We start from the raw sequence: 22,196 nt of genomic DNA on the forward strand, positions 1-22,196 counted from the left end.
CGACGTCGGGGGTGCGCCGCCCCGCCCGGCGGCGCTCGCCGTCGTGGCGCTCCTCGACCTCGGGGGCGAGTTCGGCGAGCGCATCGGCGGCCTCGCGGGGGGCCCGCCGCTTGGCGCGGCGCACGCTGCGCAGCCCGTCGGCGAACGAGGCGACCGCCATCAGCGGGCCGAGCGCGGCGAACCAGAGCGCGGTGGGCGATCCCGTCAGCTGCCAGAGCACGACCGCGCCGACGACCGGAACGATCGCCGCGGCGACGGGGAGCCCGGGGCGCGGGGGTGCAGGCGGGGCAAGAGGCAGGCGAAGCGGCTCGTCGAGGTCATCGTGCATGCGCCCCAGTCAAGCCGACACGGCACGCGCGGCGCGGCCCCGATCCCGTATCGGTGGAGGGATCGCGTTATTCCCCGGTTGGGGAGGAGACGGTGCCAGCCGCCGCGGCGCCGGTGCGGCGCGCGTTCAGCACGATGATCGTGATGTTGTCGCGCCCGCCGTTCTCGAGCGCGGCCTCGAGCATGGCGTCGGCAGCCTCGGTGGGGTCGTCATGCTGCAGCAGGAAGTGCAGGATGCCGTAGTCGGTGAGCTCCTTGGTGAGCCCGTCGCTGCAGATGACGAACCGGTCGCCGTCGACGACCTCGAGGCGGACGTAGTCGGGCGAGACCCCGTCGGAGGGGCCGACGGCCCGGGTGATGACGTTGCCGTAGGGATGGTTCTCGGCCTCTTCGGGCGTCAGGCGCCCCGCTGAGATGAGCTCCTGGACGACGGAGTGGTCGGTCGTCACCTGCGCCAGACCGCCGTCGCGGAAGAGGTAGACCCGCGAGTCGCCGATGTTCAGGGTGACCCACGTGGGCTCGTCGCCGGTGAGGTCGAGATAGACGCCCGTCACCGTGGTGCCGGTGCCCTCGTCGGTGGTCTCGGGGTGCGAGGCGATGTCGGTGACGGCGCGCGCGAGGGCGCGTTCGATCGTCTTGGGCGTCACGTCGCCCTTCTCGGCGACGGTGCGCAACCGGTCGACGGCGCTCGCGCTCGCGATCTCGCCGCCGATGTGGCCTCCCATGCCGTCGGCCACCACGAACAGCGGATACTCGGCCAGCACGGCGTCTTGATTGACCTCGCGCCGACGCCCGCGGTGGGTCACTGCCGACCACTGCAGTTCGATCGCACCGTCCGGCAGCGGGACGGTGCGCGTCTGGGTCGCGGCTTCGGGCACGCTCACACTCTAGTGGACGGGGGCCGCCCGGCCGTCTTTGCCGGCGTCGTCGGTGACCGGAGGCACGGGCGGCAGCGGCGGCACCGCGCCCGGCGACACGACGGGCACCGGCTCGGTGGGCACCCGTTCGGGCACCACCAGCATCGGGTCTTCGTCGTCGTCATCGGTGGCGGGAGCGTCGAACTGCGCGTTGTAGAGGCGCCAGTACGCGCCGCGCGCGGCCAGCAGCTCGTCGTGCGACCCCTGCTCGACGATCGACCCGGCCTCCATCACGAGGATCAGGTCGGCGTCGCGGATCGTCGACAGGCGGTGGGCGATGACGAACGAGGTGCGGTCTTCGCGCAGCCGCGACATCGCGCGCTGGATCAGCAGCTCGGTGCGGGTGTCGACCGAGCTCGTCGCCTCGTCGAGGATCAGGATGCGCGGGTCCGACAGGAACGCGCGCGCGATCGTCACGAGCTGCCGCTCGCCGACCGAGAGGTTGGATGCCTCGTCGTCGAGCACCGTGTCGTACCCGTCGGGCAGGGCGTGCACGAACCGGTCGACGTAGGCGGCGGTGGCGGCGGCGACGATGTCCTCGTCGCTCGCGCCGGGCCGTCCGTAGGCGATGTTCTCGCGGATCGTGCCGGAGAAGAGCCAGGTGTCCTGCAGCACCATGCCGGTGCGCGAGCGCAGGTCGGCGCGCGTCATGAGCTGGGTGTCGAGGCCGCCGAGAGCTGCGAGAACGCGACGACCCGGTGGAAGAGCGCGGCGCGCAGGTTTCTGCCCATGCCCATCGCCAGGCGCGAGCCGAAGTACACCGCGATGAGCGAGCAGACCACCTGCAACAGGCTCACGAGCAGCATGACGCCGCCGGTACGCCAGATGTAGTCGATGTCGCCGGTGACCACACCCTTGTCGTTGAGGGTGGGCAGGGCCAGCGACGCGATTGATTGGCCGAGCTGGAAGACCACGACCAGCACGAGCAGCGGCCACGCCGGCAGCACGTACCGCGCGAGGATCTTTCCGAGCATCAGCCCAACTCTCTCAAGCCCGCCTCCGCCGACCCCACGCAGGGGCGAGGATCAGACGCGGGGGTCGCCGTCGACCCGAGGCGCGGGCGGCTCGGTCGTCGGCGGCACGGGCGGCTGGTAGCCCGCCGGCGGCTGGTAGCCCGGTGCCGGCGGCTGGTAGCCCGGTGCCGGCGGCTGGTATCCCGGTGCCGGCGGCACCGCGGACGGCTGCACGGGAATGCCCTGCCACACCGTACGGTCGGCGAAGAAGCCGTTCGACGCCCACGGCGCGGGCGGGATGAGCGGGTTCCATCGCGACTTGTCGTAGGCGTTGATGCCGAGCCAGACGATCGAGAGCAGCACGTAGAGCACCACCCAGACCGCCTCTTTCTGCAGCTTCAGACCCACCCGCCATGCGGCGAGGGCCGTCGAGACGACGAAGAGGATGCTGCCGAGAAAGCCGAGGCCGAGCGGTGCGAGTACCACGGCGGCTCCCGCGCCGATCAGCGGCACCCAGGGGCTCAGGTCGCCGAGCTTGGCGAACACCATGAAGTTGTAGACGGGTACCCAGGCGCGCCACTGGCCCTGCACGCCGGCCTTCTGGAAGATCTTCCCCAGAAAGATCGAGCTGAGCACGTAGTAGGCGACGAAGAACAGAAAGCCGAGGAAGCCTGCGAGCAATGCCGCGGCGACGATCGCCCCGCTGTCGGAATAGTCAGACATGATTTCCTTCTTTTCCCCCGCGGCTTGCGCCGCTCCAGAGCGCGGAACGCGCTTCAGCCCTTATCGTAGGGGCGTGGATGCCTCCACGACCAGCCTCTGCACTCGCGCGCCGCCCGAACCGCTCGATAGCCTGGCCGGAGCATCCATCCGGAAGGACCATCATGAGCGACCAGCCGAACCAGACCCCGCCCCCTCTCCCCGACCGCCCCGCCGCCGCGGCGGCGCAGGAGGCGGCTCAGTCGGAGCAGGTGACGACCCCGGGTATCGCGGGTGTCGACGACACCGGTGTGCCGCGCCTCGTCGGCGAACTCGACGACATCGGCCGCGGTTTCCTCTCCGCCCTCTTCGACATCACCTTCACGCGTTTCATCACCCGGCGCCTGGCGAGTGTGTTCTTCCTCGTCGGGCTCGTCGCGATCGGCATCGCCTTCGTGTTCGTCTTCGTCGGCGGCCTCATCTCGGGCATCGGCTCGCTCGGCTGGAACCCCGGCGGCGGTATCGCGCTCATCCTGTCGACGATCATCGTCGTTCCGGTCTTGGCGTTCTTCGCGGTGGTCGTGCTGCGTTTCGTGATCGAGTCGGGCGTGGCTCTCGTCGCGATCGCCGAGAACACCGAGCGGACGGCGCAGAACACGCTGCCCGGCTCGCGCCGCTGACCGCGCGCGGCGCCGGGCTCAGACGACCAGGTCGAGCTCGCCCGGCGCCCCCGGGCGGAGCACCAGCCCGGCCTCACCCGCCCACGCGCAGAGCGCGTCGGCGTTCGTGATGCGCGGGCGGCCCGTGGCGAGCCGCCGCACCAGGTCGCCCTTGGCGTGCTTGTTGAAGTGGTTCAGCGCCCGCACGGTACCGTCGCCGGCGTCGGTCACGACGCGCAGATAGGCCGTGCGCGTGCCCGCGGGCACCGGGCCGAGCGCGGCGTAGGCTTCGGAGCGCAGGTCGAGCACGAAGCGGGGCGCGGCCTCGGCGAGAGCTGTGGCCGTGGCATCCGCCCACACCCGGCGAAGCGCCGGGAGCCCCGGCAGCGACGTGCCCGCCGCGAGGCGGTAGGCGGGGATCGCATCGAGCGCGCCGACGAGCCCGAAGGGCGCTGACTGGATCAGCACGTGCGCGCCGAGCCAGCGGCGCTCGGGGCCGCCGAGCGACGAGGCATCCAGCGCGTCGTACAGCACCCCGGTGTAGCGGTCGACGGCGGGAAGGGTCGGCGCCGTGCGGAGCGCCGCGTTGTCGGCGATCTCGCCGCGCTGACGCGGTGAGAGCTTGAGCACGCGCGCCGCGTCGTCTTCGTCGGCGCAGAGGGCGACGAGCGCGTCGATCACCGCGTCGCGCTGCGGGAGCAGCTGCGGCAGGGCGAGCGCGTCGAGGTCGAGCGCGCGGGCGCGACCGCCGGGCCGTTTCGTCTCGCTCGGGGGCAGCAGGATGAGCATCGGGGGCTCCAGGGGCGGAAAGCGAGAAACCACTCCCGCCTCGAGAGACCACCGCGGGGGTGGCGTCTCGGGCGCGGAGTGGTTTCTCGGCGGGAGAGCGGGGTCAGGAGGCGAGGGTCGCGTGACCGGCCACGATGGTGAGCACGTCGCCCTCCATCGAGAGGAAGCCGTCTTGCGCCGTGGCGATCACCTTGTTGCCCGAGGTCTCGGTGATGCGCACCTGACCTTCGGCGAGGATCGCCAGCACGGGCTCGTGACCGGTCATGAAACCGATCTCGCCCTCGACGGTCTTGGCGACGACGAGGGATGCCTCGCCGTGCCAGACCTCCTCCTCGGCGGAGACGAGGGTGACGGTTAGCGCCATGTCAGCCGTTCTCCTTCTGGATCTGCGCCCACTTCTCTTCGACGTCGGAGATGCCACCGACGTTGAAGAAGGCCTGCTCGGCCACGTGGTCGAAGTCGCCCTTGACGATCGCGTCGAACGACTCGATCGTCTCCTTGATCGGCACCGTGGAGCCCTCGACACCGGTGAACTTCTTCGCCATGTAGGTGTTCTGCGAGAGGAACTGCTGGATGCGGCGCGCGCGCGAGACGACGATCTTGTCTTCTTCGGAGAGCTCGTCGACACCGAGGATCGCGATGATCTCCTGCAGTTCCTTGTTCTTCTGCAGGATCTGCTTCACGGCGGTGGCCACACGGTAGTGGTCGGCGCCGATGTAGCGCGGGTCGAGGATGCGGCTCGTCGAGGTGAGCGGGTCGATGGCCGGGTAGAGGCCCTTCGACGCGATCTCACGGCTCAGCTCGGTCGTCGCGTCGAGGTGCGCGAAGGTCGTCGCCGGGGCCGGGTCGGTGTAGTCGTCGGCGGGAACGTAGATCGCCTGCAGCGAGGTGATCGAGTGACCGCGCGTCGAGGTGATGCGCTCCTGCAGCACACCCATCTCGTCGGCGAGGTTCGGCTGGTAGCCCACGGCCGACGGCATGCGGCCGAGCAGGGTCGAGACCTCGGAGCCGGCCTGCGTGAAGCGGAAGATGTTGTCGATGAACAGCAGCACGTCCTGCTTCTGCACGTCGCGGAAGTACTCCGCCATCGTGAGGGCCGACAGGGCCACGCGCAGACGCGTTCCCGGCGGCTCATCCATCTGGCCGAAGACGAGGGCGGTCTTGTCGAAGACGCCCGCCTCCTCCATCTCGCCGATGAGGTCGTTGCCCTCACGGGTGCGCTCGCCGACACCGGCGAACACCGACACGCCACCGTGGTCCTGCGCGACGCGCTGGATCATCTCCTGGATGAGCACGGTCTTGCCGACGCCGGCGCCGCCGAACAGGCCGATCTTGCCACCCTGCACGTACGGGGTCAGCAGGTCGATCGACTTGATGCCGGTCTCGAACATCTCCGTCTTCGACTCGAGCTGGTCGAAGTTCGGCGCCTGACGGTGGATGCCCCAGCGTTCGGTGATCTCGACCTGCTCGCCCGGCTCGAGGTTCAGGATGTCACCGGTGACGTTGAACACCTTGCCCTTGGTGACGTCGCCGACGGGGACAGTGATGGGGCCGCCCGTGTCGCGCACCTCCTGGCCGCGGACCATGCCGTCGGTGGGCTTGAGCGAAATGGCGCGCACGAGGTCGTCGCCGAGGTGCTGCGCGACCTCGAGCGTGATCTCGGCCGAGTCGTCGCCGATCGTGATCGTCGTCTTCAGCGCGTTGTAGATGTCGGGGATCGCATCGTGCGGGAACTCGATGTCGACGACCGGGCCGGTGACGCGTGCAACGCGCCCGACGACCGTCGTCTCGGCCTTTTCGGCGGTGGCGGTGGCAGTCATTGTCTGTCTCTTTCGGTGGGAATTACTTGCCGGATGCCAGGGCGTCGGCGCCGCCGACGATCTCGGCGATCTGCTGAGTGATCTCGGCCTGACGCGCGTTGTTGCGCAGGCGGGTGTAGTCGGTGATGAGGTTGTCGGCGTTGTCCGACGCGCTCTTCATGGCCTTCTGGGTCGCGGCGTGCTTGGCGGCCGACGACTGCAGCAGTGCGTTGAACACGCGGCTCTGCACGTAGACCGGCAGCAGCGCGTCGAGCACGACCTCGGGGCTCGGCTCGAACTCGTACAGCGGATACACCTGCGTCGGGCCGCTCGTCGGCTCGGCGACCTCGTCGGCCTCGACGACCTCGAGGGGCAGCAGACGCACGGTCTGCGGCTCCTGCATCATCATGCTGACGAAGCGGTTGAAGACCAGGTGGATCTCGTCGACGCCACCCTCTTCGTCACCGCCGCGGTCGTAGGCATCCAGCAGCGCGCCGGCGATCTGCTCGGCGGTGTTGAAGTGCGGCGTGTCGGTGTCGCCGACCCACTCGCCCGCCGACGGCATGCGCCGGAACTGGAAGTATCCGACGGCCTTGCGCCCGACGAGGAAGTACTCGACCTCTTTGCCCTGCGTGCGCAGCAGCTCGCCCAACTGCAGACCCTCACGGAGGATCTGCGAGTTGAACGCGCCGGCCAGGCCGCGGTCGCTGGCGAAGATGACGACCGCCGAGCGGCGGATGTTCTCGCGCTCGGTTGTCAGCGGGTGCTGGGTGTTGGAGTGCGTCGCCACGGCGGAGACGGCACGCGTCACGGCCCGCGCGAAGGGCGACGAGGCGCGCACGCGCGCCATCGCCTTCTGGATGCGCGAAGCCGCGATGAGTTCCATCGCCTTCGTGATCTTCTTGGTCGTCTGAGCAGAAGCGATCTTCTGCTTGTAGACCCGGAGTTGTGCGCCCATGGATGTCCTGTATCAGCGGGTAGCGCGGCTCAGCCGCGGCGACCCTTGACGATCTGCTCCTGGTTCACGTCGTCGGCACTCGCCGAGGCGACCTCTTCGTGGCCGGGCTTGTTGATGGCCTGGCCCTTGCCGCCCTGGAACTCGAGGATGAACGCGTCGGTGACCTTGTCGAGCTCGGCCACGGTCGCGTCATCGAGCACGTTGGTCTCGCGCAGCGTGTCGAGGATGGTCGTGTTGCGCTTGAGGTAGTCGAGCAGGTCGCGCTCGAACCGCAGCACGTCTTCGACCTCGATCGAGTCGAGCTTGCCGTTCGTTCCGGCCCAGATCGAGACGACCTGCTCCTCGACGGGGTACGGCGAGTACTGCGGCTGCTTGAGCAGCTCGGTCAGACGCGCGCCGCGCTCGAGCTGACGACGGCTGGCCGCGTCGAGGTCGGAGGCGAACATCGCGAACGCCTCGAGCGAGCGGTACTGGGCGAGCTCGAGCTTCAGCGTGCCCGAGACCTTCTTGATCGACTTGACCTGGGCGTCACCACCGACGCGCGAGACCGAGATACCCACGTCGACCGCGGGGCGCTGGTTGGCGTTGAACAGGTCGGACTGCAGGAAGATCTGGCCGTCGGTGATCGAGATCACGTTGGTAGGGATGTACGCCGAGACGTCGTTGGCCTTCGTCTCGATGATGGGCAGGCCCGTCATCGAGCCGGCGCCGAGGTCGTCGGAGAGCTTCGCGCAACGCTCGAGCAGACGCGAGTGCAGGTAGAAGACGTCGCCGGGGTATGCCTCGCGGCCCGGCGGGCGGCGGAGGAGCAGGGAGACGGCACGGTAGGCCTCGGCCTGCTTCGACAGGTCGTCGAAGATGATGAGCACGTGCTTGCCGCCGTACATCCAGTGCTGGCCGATGGCCGAGCCGGTGTAGGGGGCGAGGTACTTGAAGCCGGCGGGGTCGGAGGCGGGAGCGGCGACGATCGTCGTGTACTCCATGGCCCCGGCGTCTTCGAGCGCACCCTTGACCGAGGCGATCGTCGAACCCTTCTGGCCGATGGCGACGTAGATGCAGCGCACCTGCTTGTTGACGTCGCCCGACGCCCAGTTGTCCTTCTGGTTGATGATCGTGTCGATCGCGATCGCGGTCTTGCCGGTCTGGCGGTCGCCGATGATCAGCTGACGCTGGCCGCGGCCGACGGGGATCATCGCGTCGATGGCCTTGATGCCGGTCTGCATCGGCTCGTGCACGCTCTTGCGGCTCATGACGCCCGGCGCCTGCAGCTCGAGGGCACGGCGGCCCTCGGTCGCGATCTCGCCGAGACCGTCGATGGGGTTGCCGAGCGGGTCGACGACGCGGCCGAGGTAGCCGTCGCCGACGGCGACCGAGAGCACCTCGCCGGTGCGCGTGACCTTCTGGCCCGCCTCGATGCCCGAGAACTCACCGAGCACCACGACGCCGACCTCGTGCTCGTCGAGGTTCTGCGCGAGACCCTCCACGCCGTTGTCGAAGCGGATCAGCTCGTTGGCCATGACGCCGGGAAGACCCTCGACGTGGGCGATGCCGTCGGCGGCATCGACGACCGTGCCCACCTCGGTGGCGGCGGCGGCCGTGGGCTCGTACGCGGCGGCGAAGTCTTTCAGCGCGTCACGGATGACGTCGGGGCTGATGGTCAGATCTGCCATGGTGTTCCTTCTTGTGGGAGTGAAAAGTTCTCAGCCTGCGAGGCGCTGCCGCAGGTCGTTCAAGCGCGAAGACACGGTGTCGTCGATGACCTCGTCGCCGATCTCGACGCGGACGCCGCCGACGACAGAGGCATCCACCACGACGTTCAGGGCGATGTCGGAGCCGGTGCGCTCCGACAGCGCCGCGCGCAGCCGGTCGGTCTGCGCTGCGTCGAGCGGACGCGCCACGTGCACGGTCGCGACGGTACGACCGCGCTGGTCGGCGACGATGCGCAGCGCGCGGGTGAGGAGCGAGCGCACACGGCGTTCGCGGGGCTGCTGCACGAGCTCCGACACGACGAGGGTCGTCGCCGCGCTCGCGCGCGTGGTCAGGATCGACTCGACGAGAGCACCCTTTCCGGCGCTGTCGGCGAGGCGGCTGCCGAGCGCGAGCTCGAGCTCGGGGTTGTCGGCGACGACGCGCAGCACCTCGAACAGCTCCTGCTCGAGATCGGTGGCCGGAGCGGCCTTCGCCGCCGCACGGATCGCGAGCTCTTCGATGCCCGAGATGAGGTCTGCGGTGTCGGACCAGCGCTCGGCGACCGCGGTGCGCAGGAGCGCCACCGTGGTCGGGGTGAACGTGGCGAACACCTGCGCCGCGACGCCCGCGCGCGCCTCACCGGGAACGCCCCACGTCGACAGCGCGCCGCTCAGGTGCGACGACTCGCCGATCGTGCGCGCCGCGATGAACAGCTCGCGGGCGACGCCCAGGTCGTCGACCGTCGCCGCGTTCAGCGCCGCCGTCGTCGCCGTCAGCGCCTGAGTGGTCGCGCTGCCCATTACTTGGCCGCCGTCTCGGAGGACTCGAGGTCGGCGAGGAAGCGGTCGACGACCCCCTTCGCCTTGGCATCGTCGGAGAGCGACTCGCCGATGACACGCCCGGCGAGGTCAAGGGCGAGCGTGCCCACTTCGCTGCGCAGCGAGACAAGCGCGCTCTGGCGCTCGGCCTCGATCTGCGTGTGGGCGGCGGCGATCAGGCGGGATGCCTCTACGGATGCCTGGTCCCTCGCCTCGGCGACGATCTTCTTGCCGTCCTCACGCGCGGCGTCGCGGATCTGACCGGCCTCTTTGCGGGCGTCGGCCAGCTGCGCCGTGTACTCCTCGAGCGCGGCCTCGGCCTTGCGCTGAGCCTCGTCGGCCTTGGCGATGTTGCCTTCGATGGCTGCCGACCGCTTGTCGAGCAGATCCTTCATCTTCGGAAGAGCGATCTTCCAGAAGACGAACAGGATGATGACGAAGCAGACGAACGACCACAGAATGTCGTACGGCGCCGGCAGGAGCGGGTTGTGCGACTCGCCCTCTTCCGCGGCGTACGCGACAAGATTCAGCATCCTGTCTCCTTACGTGTGGTGTGACAGATCAGAAGCCGAAGATGAAGGCGGTGGCGATGCCGATGAAGGCGAGCGCCTCGGTGAAGGCGATACCGATCCACATCAGGACCTGCAGGCGACCGGCCAGCTCGGGCTGACGGGCGACGCCCTCGATCGTCTTGCCGACGACGATGCCCACGCCGATGGCGGGACCGATGGCGGCGAGGCCGTAGCCGACCGTCGCGATGGAGCCGGTGACCTCGGCGAGAACCGTAGTTGCGTCCACGGGTGTTTTCCTTTCGGGGGTTGGGTGGGAGAGGCGGGAGCCTCGCCCGCTCAGTGCTCTTCTGCCACCGCGAGCTGGATGTAGACCGCGGTGAGGATGGTGAAGACGTAGGCCTGGAGGACGGCCACCAGGAGTTCGAACAGAGTGAAGACGAACCCGAAGGCGAGCGAGCCGGCGGCGAGCGCCGACCACCACCCGCCGAGGGTGAAGAGGAAGAACTGCGTCGCCGAGAAGAACAGGACGAGCAGGAGGTGGCCGACCATCATGTTCATCAGCAGTCGCAGCGTCAGCGTGACGGGACGGATGATGAACGTCGAGATGAGCTCGATCGGCGTGACGATGATGTAGATCGGCCACGGCACACCGGAGGGGAAGAGCGAGTTCTTGAAGAAGTTCTTCGGGCTCTTCTTGATGCCGGCGTAGATGAAGGTCACGTAGCTGACGACCGCCAGCACGAGCGGAACGGCGATGATCGCGGTGCCTGCGATGTTCAGCCCGGGGATGATGCCCGTCAGGTTGAAGAACAGGATCATGAAGAACAGCGTCGTGAGGATCGGCAGGAACCGCTGGCCGTCCTTCTTGCCGAGGAGGTCTTCGGCGATGTTGACGCGGACGAAGTCGAGGCCCATCTCGACGAGGCTCTGGAATCGGCCCGGCACGATCTGCATGCGGCGGGTGCCGAGCGTGAAGATCAGGACGATCGCGGCCGTCGCCAGGAACTGGATTAGGTGGATGCGCGTGACCGGGATGCCCGCGATCGTGAACAGGACGTCAGGGAAGAACTCCGAGATGGAGGGTCCGTGGAACTCGCCGCCGTCTTCGGCGGTCTTGGCGATCAATGTCGCAGCTTGGGTAAACAGCGCTGGCTCCAGCTTCGGGGCACCGGCGAACCGGGGCGACGATGGTCGGTGTGAGCGTCACTGCGCACGCGTTGCACTCCTGGGTGTAGGGCGGCGCTAACGGGCGCAGAGACAGACTATCAGCCTCTCGGCGGGTTCTCGTCCGCCTCGGTGGAGCGGGCGGGCTCGCCCCCCTCTTCCGGGGGCGTCGGGGGCATTTCGGGCACCGACGATCGGCGCGCTTCGTCGATGATGTCGGCGAGGGTCGGCAGCGTCACGTCGCCGACATGCGGCACGCGCATCTTCAGCATGACGACGACGTCGATAGCGAGCGATGCGATGACGCTCACCACCAGTGCGATGAAGAAGACCGTGTTGTTCAGCCACGGGGCGCCGCGCAGCACGAACAGCACGACGATGAAGAGGGCGAACTTGACGATCCAGCCGCCCATCACCGCACCGAAGAAGATCGGCGTGTAGAGCGGATCGCCGTACCAGCGGTTCGCGACGAGGATCGTTCCCGCCGTCAGGCCGAGGAAGACGGCGGCCAGCAGGACCGCCACCAGCGCGCTCCAGAGCCCCGACGTGCCGGTTACGGCATAGCCGATGATCGCTCCCACGATCGCGAGCCCGGCGGTGACGACGGCCGACCAGATCAGCGTGGTACGGAGCAGAGGGTTGCTCGAGACCTCTTTCGGTGTGCGGCGGGGGTTCGGGGCGGATGCCTCGGTCATGCGGTCCTCTGTTCAGGGGTGTGGTCGGGGGTCGCGACGGTGCGTCCGCGCCGCGGCAGGCGGGTGACGACGATGCAGGCGCCAGCACCGAGCAGCAGATAGCCCACGCCGAGCCAGTAGTCGCCGGGCCAGGCCTGGCTCGTGCCGATGTACATCAGCAGCACGCCGATCGAGACGACCGCCGTCCAGGCGTAGAAGACGAGCACGGCGGCGCGGTCGCTGTGGCCCATGTCGAGCATGCGGTGGTGCAGGTGCTTGCGGTCGGGCGAGAAGGGCGACAGCCCCTTGCCCATGCGCCGGATGATCGCCATGCCGAAATCGAGCAGCGGCAGCAGCACGACGACGACCGGCAGGAGGATGGGGATGAACGCACCGAGCAGCTGCGACCGACCGAAGACGTCGTTGTCGCCGAGCAGGCGCGGGTCGAGGTTTCCGGTGAACACGATCGCCGCGGTCGCCATCAGCAGGCCGATCAGCAGGGCGCCAGAATCGCCCATGAAGAGCTTCGACGGGTTCCAGTTGAGCGGCAGAAAGCCGATGCACACGCCGATCAGCACGACCGCGATGAACGAGGCGAGGCTCGAGTAGCTGGATGCCCCGGTGTCGCGCGCCACGATGTAGGTGTAGACGAAGAACACCACGTTCGAGATGAGGGCGACGCCGGCGACGAGCCCGTCGAGCCCGTCGATGAAGTTGACGGCGTTCATGACGATGACGATCGCGAGCACCGACAGCGCGAAGCTGACCCAGCTCGAGACGACGATCTGGCCGCCGAACGGGATGAAGTAGATCTGGATGCCGCCGAAGCCGACCACGATCCCGGCCGCGAGGAACTGCGCGCCGAGCTTGATCATCCAGTCGAGATCCCACAGGTCGTCGGCGACGCCCACGAGCACGATGAGTCCGGCGGCGGCGAGGATCGACCAGACGGTCGCCGGCTCCGTCCAGATGATCGAGAAGTAGGGAACCTTGGCCGACAGCGCGAACGCCGTGAGCACCCCGAGATACATCGCCACGCCGCCGATCCGGGGCTTGGGCGTCGTGTGCACGTCGCGCTCGCGGATCTCGGGATAGAGCCGGTACCGCAGGCCGATCCGCCACACGATCGCCGTGAAGGCGAGGGTGGCGACCGCCGTCAGGATGACGGTGAAGACGTAGCACTTCACGACGAAGGGCGTACCGGCGGCTCGGGGCGCCGGTCGGCCTCTCCGTACGCGTCGTCGGGGTCGGGCTCGAGCAGGTCGCCGAGCACGTCGCGCAGTTGCTCTCGCCGCACGACACCATCACGCAGCACCCGCACGGGACGGGAAGACCCTGTGACGAGGCCCGTGGCGTCGATGATGGTCGAGGCGACCCCGGTCTTCGACGCGCCCCCGTCGAGGTACACCGACACCGAGTCGCCGAGCATCCGTTCCGCGTCGTGCACGTCGATCGCGGCGGCGCGCCCGGTGAGGTTCGCGCTCGACACGGCGAGCGGGCCGCACTCTTCGAGGAGTTCGAGCGCGATGCGGTCGGCGGGCATCCGTACCGCGACGGTGCCGCCGGTGTCGCCGAGATCCCACGAGAGCGAGGGCTGCGCGGGCAGCACGATCGTGAGGCCGCCCGGCCAGAAGGCTTCGACGAGACGCTCGACGGGCTCCGGCACCTCGGAGACGAGCGCGCGCATGGTCGCGAGGCCCGCGACGAGCACGGGCGGCGGCGACTGGCGCCCGCGGCCCTTCGCGGCGAGCAGACGCGCGACGGCCGCCGCGCTGAACGCGTCGGCGCCGACGCCGTAGACGGTGTCGGTCGGCAGCACGATGAGCTCGCCTCGGGCGATGGCCTGCCGTGCCCGGCGCATTCCGGGCAGCAGCTGCTCGGAGTCGCGGCAGTCGAAGAGCTCAGACATATCCGCTCCAGTCTACGGCGGAGGGTCAGGGACGCAGAGCGGTGGTGGCGCGGTCGCGCATCGTGAGGTCGGGGTGGGTCGCCGTCGCGCGCCAGCCGTCGCGCGCCAACAGTTCGCGGATGGGCGCGCCCTGCCATTCGCCGTGCTCGATCACGAGCGTGCCGCCCGGGCGCAGGAGCCGCAGCCCGACCTGCGACAGGGTGCGCACGACGTCGAGGCCGTCTTCGCCGCCGTAGAGCGCCGACGGCGGATCCCAGTACCGCACCTCGGGATCGCGGGGCACCGCGGCATCCGGAACGTACGGCGGGTTCGAGACGAGCACCGCGACCTCTCCGTCGAGTTCGGGAAAGGCCGATGCCAGATCGATGAAGGCGAGCCGGGCGCCCGGCGCGTGGGCGGCGAAGTTCTCTTTCGCCCAGATGAACGCGTCGACCGCGTTCTCGGCGGCGTGCACGCGCGCGTGCGGCACCTCGGTGGCCATCGCGAGCGCGAGCGCGCCCGAACCGGTGCCGAGGTCGACCGCGGTCGGGGCGGCATCGGGCACCGCGCGCAGGGCGTCGATGGCGAGCTGGGCGACCATCTCGGTCTCGGGTCGCGGCACGAACACACCCGGCCCGACGCGCAGTTCGAGGTGACGGAAGGGGGCGAGGCCCGTGAGGTGCTGCAGCGGCTCGCGGGCCGCGCGACGCGCGATCAGCTCGTCGAACGCGGCGGTGCCCGCCGGAGCGTCGTCGCCGCGGATCGCCGCCGCCGCGAGAGCGCCCCGCGTGAGACCGAACGCGTGCGCCGCGAGCAGTTCGGCGTCGACGTCGGGGCTCGGCACACCGGCATCCGCGAGGGTCTCCGTCGCGCGGGCGACGAGCGTCGACAGGCGAACGGATGCCTCGTGCGCGCGGGGCGCGCCGGAGGGGGACAGAGTGCTCATGGGTACACCCAGCCTAGCCGCGGCAGTTCGTCATATTCGGCGCCCCGAGATGCTCCGCCGCCTAGGCTGGAGCGCACCCGGGCAGAGCCCGGCACCCGACTCCGTCGTCACCGCACGAAAGGCATCCCATGTCCGGCATCCACCCCGACATCACCAGCGCATTCGGCAACACCCCGCTCGTCCGCCTCAACCGTGTCAGCGAGGGCCTTCCCGGCACCGTGCTCGCGAAGCTCGAGTTCTACAACCCCGCATCGTCGGTCAAAGACCGTCTCGGCATCGCCATCGTCGACGCCGCCGAGGCGTCGGGAGAGCTGCAGCCCGGCGGCACGATCGTCGAGGGCACGAGCGGCAACACCGGCATCGCGCTCGCGATGGTCGGCGCGGCGCGCGGCTACAAGGTGATCCTCACCATGCCCGCCTCGATGTCGATCGAGCGCCGGCTGCTGCTGAAGGCCTACGGCGCCGAGCTCGTGCTCACCGAGCCGTCCCTCGGCATGAAGGGCGCCGTCGCGAAGGCCGAGGAGATCGCCGCCGAGACCCCCGGTGCGATCCTCGCCCGCCAGTTCGAGAACCAGGCGAACGTCGAGATCCACCGGCAGACCACCGCCGAGGAGATCCTGCGCGACACCGACGGCGAGGTCGGCTACTTCGTCGCGGGCGTGGGCACGGGCGGCACGATTTCGGGCGTCGGCCAGGTGCTCAAGGAGCGGGTGCCGGATGCCCAGGTCATCGCCGTCGAGCCGGCGGACTCGCCGCTCTTGACCGAGGGCAAGGCCGGGCCGCACAAGATCCAGGGCATCGGCGCGAACTTCATCCCCGAGATCCTCGACCGCACCGTGATCGACGAGGTCATCGACGTGTCGCTCGACGACACGCTGCGCACCGCTCGTGAGGTCGCAACGAAGGAAGGCATCCTGGTCGGCATCTCGTCGGGCGCCGCGATCTGGGCCGCGCTGCAGGTCGCGGCCCGCCCCGAGGCCGAAGGCAAGAACATCGTCGTGATCGTGCCGTCGTTCGGCGAGCGCTACCTCTCGACCGTGCTGTTCGAGAACCTGCGCGACGAGCCCGCCGGGCTCTGAGGCAGACGACACGTGGCAGGCATCGTCCCCGACATCACCCACGCGTTCGGTGACACACCGCTGGTGCGGTTGAACGCACTCCCTGAGGGCCGCGTGGCCGAGGGCGCCGAAGTGGTCGTCAAGCTCGAGTTCTACAACCCGGGCGGATCGGTCAAGGACCGTCTCGGGTACGCGCTCGTCGAGGCGGCCGAGCAGTCGGGCGCGCTGCAGCCCGGCGGCACGATCGTCGAGTCGACGAGCGGGAACACGGGCATCGCGCTCGCCCTCATCGGTGCGGCGCGCGGCTACCGGGTGGTTCTGACGATGCCTGCCTCGATGTCGAAGGAACGGCGGGCGCTGCTGAAGGCCTACGGGGCCGAGCTGGTGCTCACCGATCCGCACAAAGGCATGACCGAGGCGGTCGCGACCGCCGAGCGGATCACCGCCGAGACGCCCGGCGCGGTGCTCGCGCACCAGTTCGAGAGCGCCGCGAACGCGGCGATCCACCGCCGCACGACGGCGGAAGAGATCTGGCGCGACACCGACGGGCGGGTCGACGTGTTCGTCGCGGGATCGGGCACCGGCGGCACCGTGACCGGCGTCGGGCAGGTGCTCAAAGAGCGGAGCCCGGACGTCAAGGTGGTCGTGGTCGAGCCTGCGGACTCCCCCGTGCTCAGCGAGGGGCGCGCGGGCGGGCACCGCATTCAGGGCATCGGGCCGAACTTCGTGCCCGCGGTGCTCGACCGTTCGCTGATCGATGAGATCGTCGACGTGCAGTTCGACGACGCGATCGAGGTCGCGCGCGAGCTGGCGACGCGCGAAGGCATCCTCGCCGGCATGTCGGCGGGTGCGGCCGTGTGGGCGGCGCTCGAGATCGCGGCGCGACCCGAGTCGGCGGGAAAGCGCATCGTCGTGATCGTGCCGGATGCCGGTGAGCGCTACCTCTCGACGGCGCTGTATGCGCACCTGAAGGAAGAGGTGCCGGCGTGAGCGACGGTGACATGCCTCGCGTCGAGCGTCTGGGGGCGCGTGCGCGACTGCGGGAAGACCTTGCCTCGGCGAAACTGCGCGATCCGGCCGCACGCAGCGCGTGGGAGATCGCGGTGCTCTATTCGGGGCTGCACGCGATCTGGTCGTACCGGCTCGCGCATGCGCTGTGGACGCGCGGGTGGCGGTTCCCCGCGCGGGCTCTCTCGCAGCTGACGCGCTGGCTCACCGGCGTCGAGATCCACCCGGGTGCGGTGATCGGGCGCCGCTTCTTCATCGACCACGGCATGGGCGTCGTCATCGGCGAGACCGCCGAAGTGGGCGACGACGTGATGCTGTATCACGGGGTGACGCTCGGCGGCCGCACGCGCGAGGGCGGCAAGAGGCATCCCACCCTCGGCGACGGGGTCGCGGTCGGCGCGGGCGCGAAGATCCTCGGACCGATCACGATCGGGGCGGGATCGGCGGTCGGCGCGAATGCGGTCGTGACGAAGGATGCCCCGGAAGACTCGATCCTCGTCGGCGTTCCCGCCAAGTCGCGCGCGCGGCGCGCGGGCGACGACACGCGGGCGCTGCTGACGACGCCGGAGTACTACATCTGAGGCGAGCGGAACGGCCTGATCCTTCTGACCGCGATCGTGCGCGCTCAGAAGGGCGGGGCGTCCCCGGGATGGTGGTGGGCTTCGAGCAAGCGTCGCCAGGGCGGTGGGCCAAGTCGTGATCCGGTGGCCTCGACGACTGCGGGGACGTCGTTTCGGTATCGTCGCCGGGTCGGCGACGTGAACTCGAGGCTTCCCCCGCCGAGTTGACGCACAGTCCACGCGGAGGCGTGTTTGAGGGTGTGATGACCTTTGCAGAGGATCGCGAGGTTCGCGGCGCACGTGGTGCCGCCGTCTTCCCAGGCCACGGTGTGGTCGGCCTCTGACCGGGTCGCGGAGCGGCGGCATCCGGGCCACCGGCAGGTGCGGTCGCGGGCGTTCAGCAGTCGGCGCAGGCGCTTGCTCGGCCGATAGGTGTCGAGGCGCAGCGGCTCTTCGGTGACCGGGTGGATCATGACCCGCTGCCACACCGGCGCCGCCCCCGCCAGCACGCGGGCGGTCTCGGCGTCGATCGGCCCGTGTCCGTCGAGTACCGCCGGAGTGTCGTCGAGGCCCGCGAGCGTCAGGACCGGGATGGTGACGTGGACGGTCGCACGAATCGCTCCCAGACCGGCGTCGCCGCCCACGGCGGGAACACCGGTCAGCAACAGATCGCACAGGATGTCGGCCCGGCGCTGGTCGAGCGTGCGGGTGTCGGCGGGCTCGCACTCCGAGCGATCTGCGGGCTCCGCACCGGCTTCGGCGGCCAGCTCGGCACCGGGCTCGTCGGTGAGGGCACCCGCCATGTCGGTGACGCGTTCGAAAATGCCCTGCACGAGCGCCGCCGGGGCGTCCAACAGCAATCGCGAGAGTCCGCCGCGCAGGCCGTAGGTCTTCACTTGGCGCTGCGCGAGCGCGTCGCGTCGGGCCTCGTCGACGATCGAGGGCTGCAGCCGCGCGGCGACGACGCGCGCCGTGTCGCGCAGTTCGGGAGCGGTCGCCGTCTCGGCGATGACCAGCACCCGACGCTCGTACTCGTCGCGCACGCCGTCGTCGAGAAGTGCCCCGGCGTCGATGATCGCCGATGCGTGCCGTTCGTCGATGCGGCCCTCGCGCAGCGCGTCGAGTGTCGCGGGGTACGTGTCCACGAGCGCCGCGCCGTCACCGAGCCAGCCTGAGACCGTGCGCTCCCCCACCCGCAGCGCTGCGGCCAGTTCGGCGAGCACTTCGCGAAGGGGAATCGTGTCCCCGACGTCGCGGCCGGGGTGCGCCGCTTCGCGCTGGGCCACCCGCCGCGCGACCACATCGAGCGCCTCGGCGCAGAGCTCTGCCCGCTCGGCGTGCAGCCGCGACATCTCGGCGCGGTTCGCACCGACACGCTCGACGAGCGCGGACAGCTCCGCCCAGTGTGGGTCGAGAGGCCGGCCAAGAGGCGGATCAAAAGAGATACCGCGCGGATCCGACGCCGCATGCGGGCCCTGCGAACCGCGCGAGGCCCGTGGATCGGGCGCAGCAGGCGCGGCCGGCGTGGCGCCTTCGAACCGCACCTCGCGGCGCGGCTTCTGCGGCTTGTCCATGGCACTCCAGACGTCGATGCATTCAACGTCCGGTGGCCCTGCCGGCTCTTCCCTGCGCCCACCTGAATGGTGGTGACCGCCACTCTCAGTTTAGAACATAGCTACGAACAACGCAAGACCCACAGAAGAGTCCTGCGACGAAACCGGCGACGCTGAGAACGCTTCCCCGCCAGCCCCGCTCATCCGTCGCGTCGGTCGCCGACCTTCTTCTTGATGAACAGCGGCGGCAGCAGAACGGTCGCGAGCGCGGTCACGAGCCAGACGATCACCGGCGCGATCAGCCAGGTCCACCACGGCGATCCGATCCCGAGGCCCGCCCCGGGGATCAGCACCACGATCAGCAGCGCGATGAAGGTCGAGACGATCCCGATCCCGCCCAGCAGCGCCGGAGCGTTCCGGCGCGCGACTTTGGCCGCCCACGGGGTGAGGACCGACTGCAGCACCACGAAGATCACGACCGCCAGCACGAAGCCCCACCAGTGGGACCAGTCGATACGGAAGCCCGGCAGGATGAGGTCGGCGACGATCAGCCCGAAAGCCGCCGAGACCACGAAGATGAGCGCGCGGAGCACGAACGTGAACATGCGCTGAGCGCATCGGTTCCGGCGCCCCGCCCCGCGCACTCAGCCGTCGGCGAGGGCGGCGAGCCGCGCCTCTTCGTCGGCCTGGATCGCCGACTCGATGATCGGGCCGAGCGCCCCGTCCATCACCTGGTCGAGGTTGTAGGCCTTGTACCCGGTGCGGTGGTCGGCGATGCGATTCTCGGGAAAGTTATACGTGCGGATGCGCTCAGAGCGGTCCATGCCGCGGATCTGCGAGCGACGGGCGTCGGATGCCGCGGCATCCAACTCTTCCTGCTGCTTGGCGAGCAGGCGCGCGCGGAGCACCCGCATGCCCGCCTCGCGGTTTTGCAGCTGGCTCTTCTCGTTCTGCATCGACACGACGATGCCGGTCGGCAGGTGCGTGATGCGCACGGCCGAGTCGGTCGTGTTGACCGACTGCCCGCCGGGGCCCGACGAGCGGTACACGTCGATGCGCAGGTCGTTCTGATCGATCTGCACCTCTTCGGGTTCGTCGACCTCGGGAAAGACCAGCACGCCCGTCGTCGAGGTGTGGATGCGCCCCTGCGACTCGGTCGCCGGCACCCGCTGCACGCGGTGCACCCCGCCCTCGTACTTCAGATGCGCCCAGACACCCTGCGCGGGGTCGGTCGACGACCCCTTGATCGCGACCTGCACGTCTTTGTAGCCGCCCAGGTCGGATTCGTTCCGATCGAGCAGCTCGGTCTTCCAGCCCATGGATGCCGCGTACTGCAGATACATGCGCAACAGGTCGGCGGCGAACAGCGCCGACTCGGCGCCGCCCTCACCCGCCTTGATCTCCATGATCACGTCACGCGCGTCGTCGGGGTCGCGCGGGATGAGCAGGCGCCGCAACCGCTCTTGCGCCGCGGCGACCTGCTCTTCGAGACCGGGGACCTCGTCGGCGAAGGCCTCGTCTTCGCGCGCGAGCTCGCGCGCGGCATCCAGATCATCGGATGCCGCGACGAGCGCGTCGTGCGCGGCGACGATCTTCGAGAGCTCGGCATAGCGACGGTTGACGCGCTTGGCGCGCGCCGCGTCGGCATGCACGGCGGGGTCGGAGAGCTCCTCCTGGACCGCCTTGTGCTCTGCGATCAGCCCGGCGACGGACTCGAACACGATCAGCGGATGCTGTTCTCGTGCCCGTGGCTGTGGCCACCCGACGCGGGGGCCGGGATCGACTTCTGCATCTGCACGAGGAACTCGACGTTCGACGAGGTCTCTTTCAGCTTGCCGAGCACGACCTCGAGGGCCTGCTGCGGGTCGAGGCCCGCGAGGGCGCGACGCAGCTTCCAGGTGATCTTGACCTCGTCGGGGCTCAGCAGCATCTCTTCGCGACGCGTCGACGAGGCGTTCACGTCGACCGCCGGGAAGATGCGCTTGTCGGCGAGCTGACGCGACAGGCGCAGCTCGCTGTTGCCGGTGCCCTTGAACTCTTCGAAGATCACATCGTCCATCTTCGAGCCGGTCTCGACGAGCGCCGTCGCGAGGATCGTGAGCGATCCGCCGTTCTCGATGTTGCGCGCCGCGCCGAAGAAGCGCTTGGGCGGGTAGAGCGCCGAGGCATCCACGCCACCCGACAGCACGCGGCCGCTCGTGGGCGCCGAGACGTTGTAGGCACGGCCGAGGCGGGTGATCGAGTCGAGCAGCACGACGACGTCGCGACCGAGCTCGACGAGGCGCTTGGCACGCTCGATGGCGAGCTCGGCGACCGTCGTGTGGTCTTCGGCGGGGCGGTCGAAGGTCGAGGCGATGACCTCGCCCTTGACGGTGCGCTGCATGTCGGTGACCTCTTCGGGGCGCTCGTCGACGAGCACGACCATGAGGTGGACCTCGGGGTTGTTCTTCGCGATCGCGTCGGCGATCTGCTGCAGCACGATCGTCTTGCCGGCCTTGGGCGGCGCGACGATGAGGCCGCGCTGACCCTTGCCGATCGGGGCGACGAGGTCGATGATGCGCTGCGTCAGCTTCTCGGGCGCCGTCTCCATGCGCAGGCGCTCCTGCGGGTAGAGCGGGGTGAGCTTGCCGAACTCGACGCGGTTGGCGGCGTCGTCGACCGACAGGCCGTTGATCGCGTCGACCTTGACGAGCGCGTTGTACTTCTGGCGGCTCGACTGCTCGCCCTCGCGCGGCTGCTTGATCGCGCCGACGACGGCGTCGCCCTTGCGCAGGTTGTACTTCTTGACCTGGCCGAGCGAGACGTACACGTCGCTCGTGCCCGGCAGGTAGCCCGTCGTGCGCACGAACGCGTAGTTGTCGAGCACGTCGAGGATGCCCGCGATCGGGATCAGCACGTCGTCTTCGCCGATCTCGGTCTCGAACTCGTCGCCCGACTGGTTCTGACCGCGGCGCTTGTTGCGCTGGCGACCGCGGTTCGAGCCCTGCTCGTCGGCGTCGTCGGTGCTGTTGGCGTTGTTGTTGCCGTTGTTGTTGTTCGAGGATGCCTCGGAAGCCTGACCGTTCTGCGCGGCCTGCCCGTTCTGGCCGTTCTGGCCGCCCGCCTGGGGCTGCGCGCCGTCGGTCTTCTGGCCGCGACCGCGGCTGCGGCTGCGCGAACGGCTGCGGCTGCGGCTCGGGGTCTCGCCCTCGGCGGGCTCGGCGCCTTCGGCGGCGGGGGCTTCGG

General features: G+C 69.5%; 24 protein-coding genes and 2 pseudogenes. 4 read left to right on the top strand and 22 right to left on the bottom strand.

Annotation, left to right across the window (positions count from 1 at the left end):
- The 5 genes and pseudogenes from G3N18_RS12500 to G3N18_RS12520 all read right to left on the bottom strand — a co-directional run.
- A pseudogene (locus G3N18_RS12500) lies at positions 1–328 on the bottom strand (FtsK/SpoIIIE domain-containing protein); the annotation flags it as partial.
- A 67-nt stretch (positions 329–395) separates the two neighbouring features.
- Positions 396–1,205 carry a protein phosphatase 2C domain-containing protein gene (locus tag G3N18_RS12505; protein ID WP_196384614.1) on the bottom strand — a complete coding sequence of 270 codons (810 nt, stop codon included), beginning with the start codon at positions 1,203–1,205 and terminating at the stop codon, positions 396–398.
- Between the two features lie 9 nt (positions 1,206–1,214).
- Positions 1,215–1,919 (bottom strand): annotated as a pseudogene (locus G3N18_RS12510) (ABC transporter ATP-binding protein); the annotation flags it as partial.
- A complete protein-coding gene (locus G3N18_RS12515; RefSeq protein WP_196384637.1) occupies positions 1,892–2,218 on the bottom strand; it encodes a 6TM ABC transporter family protein in 327 nt (108 codons plus the stop codon). The pseudogene G3N18_RS12510 and the gene G3N18_RS12515, both read right to left, overlap by 28 nt.
- 51 nt (positions 2,219–2,269) lie before the next feature.
- Positions 2,270–2,920, bottom strand: coding sequence for a large exoprotein (locus tag G3N18_RS12520; RefSeq protein ID WP_196384615.1), 651 nt, complete (start codon positions 2,918–2,920; stop codon positions 2,270–2,272).
- 161 nt (positions 2,921–3,081) lie between these two features.
- On the opposite strand from G3N18_RS12520, the gene G3N18_RS12525 reads away from it, so the two are divergent.
- Positions 3,082–3,576: a DUF4282 domain-containing protein gene (locus G3N18_RS12525; protein WP_196384616.1), complete on the top strand. Its 495-nt coding sequence runs from the start codon at positions 3,082–3,084 to the stop codon at positions 3,574–3,576.
- An 18-nt stretch (positions 3,577–3,594) separates the two neighbouring features.
- On the opposite strand, the gene G3N18_RS12530 is transcribed toward G3N18_RS12525, so the two are convergent.
- The 13 genes from G3N18_RS12530 to prmC form a co-directional block, all read right to left on the bottom strand.
- Positions 3,595–4,344 carry a YaaA family protein gene (locus G3N18_RS12530; RefSeq protein ID WP_196384617.1) on the bottom strand — a complete coding sequence of 250 codons (750 nt, stop codon included), beginning with the start codon at positions 4,342–4,344 and terminating at the stop codon, positions 3,595–3,597.
- 103 nt (positions 4,345–4,447) lie between these two features.
- A complete protein-coding gene (locus tag G3N18_RS12535) occupies positions 4,448–4,708 on the bottom strand; it encodes a F0F1 ATP synthase subunit epsilon (RefSeq protein ID WP_196384618.1) in 261 nt (86 codons plus the stop codon).
- A 1-nt stretch (position 4,709) separates the two neighbouring features.
- Positions 4,710–6,164 (bottom strand): F0F1 ATP synthase subunit beta, encoded by a 1,455-nt coding sequence (gene atpD / locus G3N18_RS12540; protein ID WP_196384619.1) that lies wholly within the window; start codon positions 6,162–6,164, stop codon positions 4,710–4,712.
- A 22-nt stretch (positions 6,165–6,186) separates the two neighbouring features.
- Positions 6,187–7,101: a F0F1 ATP synthase subunit gamma gene (locus G3N18_RS12545; RefSeq protein ID WP_196384620.1), complete on the bottom strand. Its 915-nt coding sequence runs from the start codon at positions 7,099–7,101 to the stop codon at positions 6,187–6,189.
- Positions 7,102–7,130: 29 nt separating this feature from the next.
- A complete protein-coding gene (gene atpA, locus G3N18_RS12550; RefSeq protein ID WP_196384621.1) occupies positions 7,131–8,771 on the bottom strand; it encodes a F0F1 ATP synthase subunit alpha in 1,641 nt (546 codons plus the stop codon).
- A gap of 30 nt (positions 8,772–8,801) precedes the next feature.
- On the bottom strand, positions 8,802–9,590 hold the full coding sequence (locus tag G3N18_RS12555) for a F0F1 ATP synthase subunit delta (protein WP_196384622.1): 789 nt from the start codon (positions 9,588–9,590) through the stop codon (positions 8,802–8,804).
- Positions 9,590–10,141 carry a F0F1 ATP synthase subunit B gene (locus G3N18_RS12560; protein ID WP_196384623.1) on the bottom strand — a complete coding sequence of 184 codons (552 nt, stop codon included), beginning with the start codon at positions 10,139–10,141 and terminating at the stop codon, positions 9,590–9,592. Before G3N18_RS12560 ends, G3N18_RS12555 begins: the two co-directional genes overlap by 1 nt.
- 28 nt (positions 10,142–10,169) lie before the next feature.
- Positions 10,170–10,406, bottom strand: coding sequence for an ATP synthase F0 subunit C (gene atpE / locus G3N18_RS16190; RefSeq protein ID WP_196384624.1), 237 nt, complete (start codon positions 10,404–10,406; stop codon positions 10,170–10,172).
- 50 nt (positions 10,407–10,456) lie between these two features.
- Positions 10,457–11,245 (bottom strand): F0F1 ATP synthase subunit A, encoded by a 789-nt coding sequence (atpB, locus tag G3N18_RS12570; protein WP_230404162.1) that lies wholly within the window; start codon positions 11,243–11,245, stop codon positions 10,457–10,459.
- A gap of 140 nt (positions 11,246–11,385) precedes the next feature.
- On the bottom strand, positions 11,386–11,979 hold the full coding sequence (locus G3N18_RS12575; protein ID WP_196384625.1) for a Cg1360 family ATP-synthase-associated protein: 594 nt from the start codon (positions 11,977–11,979) through the stop codon (positions 11,386–11,388).
- Positions 11,976–13,145, bottom strand: a complete 1,170-nt coding sequence (locus tag G3N18_RS12580) for an MraY family glycosyltransferase (protein WP_196384626.1) — start codon at positions 13,143–13,145, stop codon at positions 11,976–11,978. Before G3N18_RS12580 ends, G3N18_RS12575 begins: the two co-directional genes overlap by 4 nt.
- Positions 13,142–13,867 (bottom strand): L-threonylcarbamoyladenylate synthase, encoded by a 726-nt coding sequence (locus G3N18_RS12585; protein WP_196384627.1) that lies wholly within the window; start codon positions 13,865–13,867, stop codon positions 13,142–13,144. Before G3N18_RS12585 ends, G3N18_RS12580 begins: the two co-directional genes overlap by 4 nt.
- Before the next feature lie 25 nt (positions 13,868–13,892).
- A complete protein-coding gene (prmC, locus tag G3N18_RS12590) occupies positions 13,893–14,792 on the bottom strand; it encodes a peptide chain release factor N(5)-glutamine methyltransferase (RefSeq protein WP_196384628.1) in 900 nt (299 codons plus the stop codon).
- 128 nt (positions 14,793–14,920) lie between these two features.
- Between prmC and cysK (G3N18_RS12595) the strand changes: the two genes are divergently transcribed.
- From cysK (G3N18_RS12595) to epsC, 3 genes are read left to right on the top strand one after another with little or no spacing between them, the layout of a single operon-like run.
- The gene (cysK, locus tag G3N18_RS12595; protein ID WP_196384629.1) at positions 14,921–15,871 is read left to right on the top strand and encodes a cysteine synthase A; all 951 of its coding nucleotides are present in this window, start codon (positions 14,921–14,923) and stop codon (positions 15,869–15,871) included.
- 12 nt (positions 15,872–15,883) lie between these two features.
- The gene (cysK, locus tag G3N18_RS12600) at positions 15,884–16,840 is read left to right on the top strand and encodes a cysteine synthase A (RefSeq protein ID WP_196384630.1); all 957 of its coding nucleotides are present in this window, start codon (positions 15,884–15,886) and stop codon (positions 16,838–16,840) included.
- An 11-nt stretch (positions 16,841–16,851) separates the two neighbouring features.
- Positions 16,852–17,439 carry a serine O-acetyltransferase EpsC gene (gene epsC, locus G3N18_RS12605; RefSeq protein WP_196384636.1) on the top strand — a complete coding sequence of 196 codons (588 nt, stop codon included), beginning with the start codon at positions 16,852–16,854 and terminating at the stop codon, positions 17,437–17,439.
- 44 nt (positions 17,440–17,483) lie between these two features.
- Here the strand turns inward: epsC and G3N18_RS12610 are convergent, their stop codons facing one another.
- The 4 genes from G3N18_RS12610 to rho all read right to left on the bottom strand — a co-directional run.
- Positions 17,484–18,770: an HNH endonuclease signature motif containing protein gene (locus G3N18_RS12610; protein ID WP_196384631.1), complete on the bottom strand. Its 1,287-nt coding sequence runs from the start codon at positions 18,768–18,770 to the stop codon at positions 17,484–17,486.
- Positions 18,771–19,171: 401 nt separating this feature from the next.
- Complete coding sequence (locus G3N18_RS12615; RefSeq protein WP_196384632.1) at positions 19,172–19,576, bottom strand: hypothetical protein; 405 nt, start codon at positions 19,574–19,576, stop codon at positions 19,172–19,174.
- A gap of 39 nt (positions 19,577–19,615) precedes the next feature.
- Entirely contained in the window at positions 19,616–20,692 is a 1,077-nt protein-coding gene (gene prfA / locus G3N18_RS12620; protein ID WP_196384633.1) for a peptide chain release factor 1, read from the bottom strand.
- 2 nt (positions 20,693–20,694) lie between these two features.
- On the bottom strand, positions 20,695–22,196 hold a 1,502-nt coding region (gene rho, locus G3N18_RS12625), incomplete at its 5' end, for a transcription termination factor Rho (protein WP_196384634.1).

The sequence above is a fragment of the Microbacterium paulum genome, assembly GCF_015707995.1.
Lineage (GTDB): Bacteria > Actinomycetota > Actinomycetes > Actinomycetales > Microbacteriaceae > Microbacterium > Microbacterium paulum.

Excerpts from the sequence above, each read along its gene's own strand:
- G3N18_RS12515 (WP_196384637.1), bottom strand. The coding sequence starts at position 2,218 with ATGCTCGGAAAGATCCTCGCGCGGTACGTGCTGCCGGCGTGGCCGCTG.
- G3N18_RS12520 (WP_196384615.1), bottom strand. The coding sequence starts at position 2,920 with ATGTCTGACTATTCCGACAGCGGGGCGATCGTCGCCGCGGCATTGCTC.
- G3N18_RS12525 (WP_196384616.1), top strand. The coding sequence starts at position 3,082 with ATGAGCGACCAGCCGAACCAGACCCCGCCCCCTCTCCCCGACCGCCCC.
- G3N18_RS12530 (WP_196384617.1), bottom strand. The coding sequence starts at position 4,344 with ATGCTCATCCTGCTGCCCCCGAGCGAGACGAAACGGCCCGGCGGTCGC.
- G3N18_RS12535 (WP_196384618.1), bottom strand. The coding sequence starts at position 4,708 with ATGGCGCTAACCGTCACCCTCGTCTCCGCCGAGGAGGAGGTCTGGCAC.
- atpD (WP_196384619.1), bottom strand. The coding sequence starts at position 6,164 with ATGACTGCCACCGCCACCGCCGAAAAGGCCGAGACGACGGTCGTCGGG.
- G3N18_RS12545 (WP_196384620.1), bottom strand. The coding sequence starts at position 7,101 with ATGGGCGCACAACTCCGGGTCTACAAGCAGAAGATCGCTTCTGCTCAG.
- atpA (WP_196384621.1), bottom strand. The coding sequence starts at position 8,771 with ATGGCAGATCTGACCATCAGCCCCGACGTCATCCGTGACGCGCTGAAA.
- G3N18_RS12555 (WP_196384622.1), bottom strand. The coding sequence starts at position 9,590 with ATGGGCAGCGCGACCACTCAGGCGCTGACGGCGACGACGGCGGCGCTG.
- G3N18_RS12560 (WP_196384623.1), bottom strand. The coding sequence starts at position 10,141 with ATGCTGAATCTTGTCGCGTACGCCGCGGAAGAGGGCGAGTCGCACAAC.
- G3N18_RS12575 (WP_196384625.1), bottom strand. The coding sequence starts at position 11,979 with ATGACCGAGGCATCCGCCCCGAACCCCCGCCGCACACCGAAAGAGGTC.
- G3N18_RS12585 (WP_196384627.1), bottom strand. The coding sequence starts at position 13,867 with ATGTCTGAGCTCTTCGACTGCCGCGACTCCGAGCAGCTGCTGCCCGGA.
- prmC (WP_196384628.1), bottom strand. The coding sequence starts at position 14,792 with ATGAGCACTCTGTCCCCCTCCGGCGCGCCCCGCGCGCACGAGGCATCC.
- cysK (WP_196384629.1), top strand. The coding sequence starts at position 14,921 with ATGTCCGGCATCCACCCCGACATCACCAGCGCATTCGGCAACACCCCG.
- epsC (WP_196384636.1), top strand. The coding sequence starts at position 16,852 with ATGCCTCGCGTCGAGCGTCTGGGGGCGCGTGCGCGACTGCGGGAAGAC.
- G3N18_RS12610 (WP_196384631.1), bottom strand. The coding sequence starts at position 18,770 with ATGTCGCGGCTGCACGCCGAGCGGGCAGAGCTCTGCGCCGAGGCGCTC.
- G3N18_RS12615 (WP_196384632.1), bottom strand. The coding sequence starts at position 19,576 with ATGTTCACGTTCGTGCTCCGCGCGCTCATCTTCGTGGTCTCGGCGGCT.